This is a genomic window from Sphingomonas bacterium (assembly GCF_903644135.1).
Lineage (GTDB): Bacteria > Pseudomonadota > Alphaproteobacteria > Sphingomonadales > Sphingomonadaceae > Sphingomonas.
Window position 1 is genome coordinate 1 of sequence record NZ_CAHJXA010000336.1, and the last position, 2,971, is coordinate 2,971.

At 71.6% G+C, this 2,971-nt stretch carries 3 protein-coding genes; all 3 read left to right on the plus strand.

Features of this window, described 5'->3' with window-relative positions; all coding sequences use genetic code 11:
* Window positions 1–296, plus strand: a 296-nt coding sequence (locus HUU96_RS14005) for a TrbC/VirB2 family protein (RefSeq protein ID WP_438827088.1), incomplete at its 5' end; no start/stop codon positions are given.
* Window positions 296–568, plus strand: a complete 273-nt coding sequence (locus tag HUU96_RS14010) for a VirB3 family type IV secretion system protein (RefSeq protein ID WP_174293360.1) — start codon at window positions 296–298, stop codon at window positions 566–568. The genes HUU96_RS14005 and HUU96_RS14010, both read left to right, overlap by 1 nt.
* A gap of 6 nt (window positions 569–574) precedes the next feature.
* Window positions 575–2,971, plus strand: a 2,397-nt coding sequence (gene trbE / locus HUU96_RS14015; RefSeq protein WP_174293361.1) for a conjugal transfer protein TrbE, incomplete at its 3' end; no start/stop codon positions are given.

A 2,971-nucleotide genomic window follows, 5' to 3' on the forward strand; every position in this document is an offset into this window, starting at 1 on the left:
TCGCCGGCGCCGCCACCGTGCTCGCGCTCGCCGCTATCAGCGCGCCCGCCTACGCCGCCGGCTCCAACATGCCCTGGGAGGCGCCGCTCCAGTCGATCCTCGACTCGATCCAGGGACCCGTCGCCAAGATCCTGTCGGTCATCGTCATCGTGGTGACGGGCCTGACGCTCGCCTTCGGCGACACGTCGGGGGGGTTCCGCCGCCTGATCCAGATCGTCTTCGGCCTCTCGATCGCCTTCGCCGCCAGCTCGTTCTTCCTGTCGTTCTTCTCCTTCTCCGGCGGGGCGCTCGTCTGATGCTGGAGAGCGACGATCCCGTGGCAGGCTTCTACGCGCCGGTTCGGCGGTCGCTGACAGAGCCGATCCTGATGGCCGGCGCGCCGCGGACGGTCGCGATCATCAACGGCACGCTCGCCGCCGCCGTCGGCCTCGGCTTGCGGCTGTGGGTGGTCGGCGCGGCGCTCTGGCTGATCGGCCACCTGGCCGCGGTCTGGGCGGCGCGCCGCGACCCGGCCTTCGTCGATGTGGTGCGCCGCCACCTGCGCTACCCCGCGCATCTCGGAAGCTGAGGCGCCATGCTGAACCTCGCCGAGTATCGCAAGAAGCCGCAGGCGCTGGCCGACTTCCTGCCCTGGGCGGCGCTGGTCGCCCCGGGCGTCATCGCCAACAAGGATGGCTCGTTCCAGCGAACGGCCCGGTTCCGCGGGCCGGACCTCGACTCCGCCACGCCGGCCGAACTGGTCTCCACCACGGCGCGCCTGAACGGCGCGCTGCGCCGGCTCGGCTCCGGCTGGGCGGTGTTCGTCGAGGCGCAGCGCGTGCCCGCCAACCGCTATCCGCGCAGCCGCTTTCCCGACGCCGCATCCGCGTTGGTCGAGATGGAACGGCGCTTCCAGTTCGAGGAGGAGGGCGCACACTTCGAGAGCGCCTACTTCCTGACCTTCGTCTGGCTGCCGCCGGCTGACGCCGCCGACCGCGCGGAGGGCTGGCTCTACGAGAACCGCGCCGCGGCCGGCGCGGACGGCCGGGCGGCGCTGACCGGCTTCGTCGACCGCACCGACCGCGTCCTGGCCCTGCTCGACGGTTTCATGCCCGAGGCGGTCTGGCTCTCCGACGAGGAGACGCTCACCTACCTCCACTCGACGGTCTCGACCCGCCGCCACGCCGTGCGTGTGCCCGAGACGCCGATGCACCTCGACGCCATCCTGGTCGACGAGCCGCTCTCCGGCGGACTCGAGCCGCGGCTCGGGAACGCGCACCTGCGCACGCTGACGGTGCTGGGCTTCCCGTCGCGAACCTGGCCGGGCCTGCTCGACGACCTCAACCGGCTCGCCTTCCCGTACCGCTGGTGCGTGCGGGCGGTGGCGCTCGACAAGACCGACGCCACCAAGGTGCTGTCGCGCATCCGCCGGCAGTGGTTCGCCAAGCGCAAGTCGATCGCGGCCATCGTCAAGGAGGTGATGACCAACGAGGCGTCGGTGCTGATGGACTCGGACGCCGCCAACAAGGCGGCCGACGCTGATATGGCGCTCCAGGAGCTCGGCTCCGACCTGATCGGCGAGGCTTACGTCACCGCGACCGTGACGGTGTGGGACGAGGACGCGCGCGCCGCCGACGAGCGGCTGCGGTTGGTCGAGAAGACCATCCAGGGCCGCGACTTCACCTGCATCCGCGAGGGGGTGAACGCGGTCGAAGCCTGGCTCGGATCGCTGCCCGGCCAGCTCTACGCGAACGTCCGCCAGCCACCGATCTCGACGCTCAACCTGGCCCACATGATGCCGTTCTCGGCGGTATGGGCGGGGCCATCCCGCGACGAGCATTTCGACGCGCCAACGCTGTTCGTCGCCAAGACCGAGGGCTCGACGCCGTTCCGCTTCTCGCTCCACGTCGGCGATGTCGGCCACACCATGATCGTCGGGCCGACCGGCGCGGGCAAGAGCGTGCTCCTGGCCGTCATGGCGATGCAGTTCCGCCGCTACGAGCGCGCCCAGATCTTCGCCTTCGACTTCGGCGGCTCGATCCGCGCGGCGACGCTCGCCATGGGCGGCGACTGGCACGACCTCGGCGGCTCGCTGTCGGAGGACGCTGCCGAGCCGGTCGCGCTCCAACCGCTCGCGCGCATCCACCTGTCCGAGGAGCGGGCCTGGGCGGCGGAGTGGGTCGCGGCGATCCTCGGACGCGAGAAGGTCGCGGTCACGCCCGAGGTGAAGGAGCTTCTCTGGGCCGCGCTCGGCTCGCTGGCGTCCGCGCCCGTCCACGAGCGCACCCTGACCGGCCTGTCGGTGCTCCTCCAGAGCCAGGCGCTCAAGCGCGCGCTCCAGCCCTACTGCCTCAACGGCCCCTGGGGCCGGCTGCTCGACGCCGACGCCGAGCGGCTGGGCGAAGCCGACGTGCAGGCGGTCGAGACCGAGGGGCTGATCGGCACGGGCGCGGCGGCCGCCGTGCTCGCCTACCTCTTCCACCGCATCGAGGACCGGCTCGACGGCCGGCCGACGCTCCTGATCGTCGACGAGGGCTGGCTGGCGCTCGACGACGAGGGCTTCTCCGGTCAGCTGCGCGAGTGGCTGAAGACGCTGCGCAAGAAGAACGCCAGCGTGGTGTTCTCCACCCAGTCGCTCGCCGACATCGACAACAGCCCGATCGCGCCGGCGATCATCGAGAGCTGCCCGACGCGAGTGTTCCTCGCCAACGAGCGCGCGCTCGAGCCCCAGATTGCGGCGACCTATCGCCGGTTCGGTCTGTCCGATCGCCAGATCGAGATCCTCAGCCAAGCCACGCCCAAGCGCGACTATTACTGCCAGTCCCGCCGCGGCAACCGGCTGTTCGAGCTGGGACTGGGCGAGGTCGCGCTCGCCTTCGCCGCCGCCTCGTCCAAGACCGACCAGGCGCTCATGGCCGAGCTGTTCGCCGCCCACGGCCGCGACGGCTTCACCCGCGCCTGGCTGCAGGCACGCGGCGCCGGCTGGGCCGCC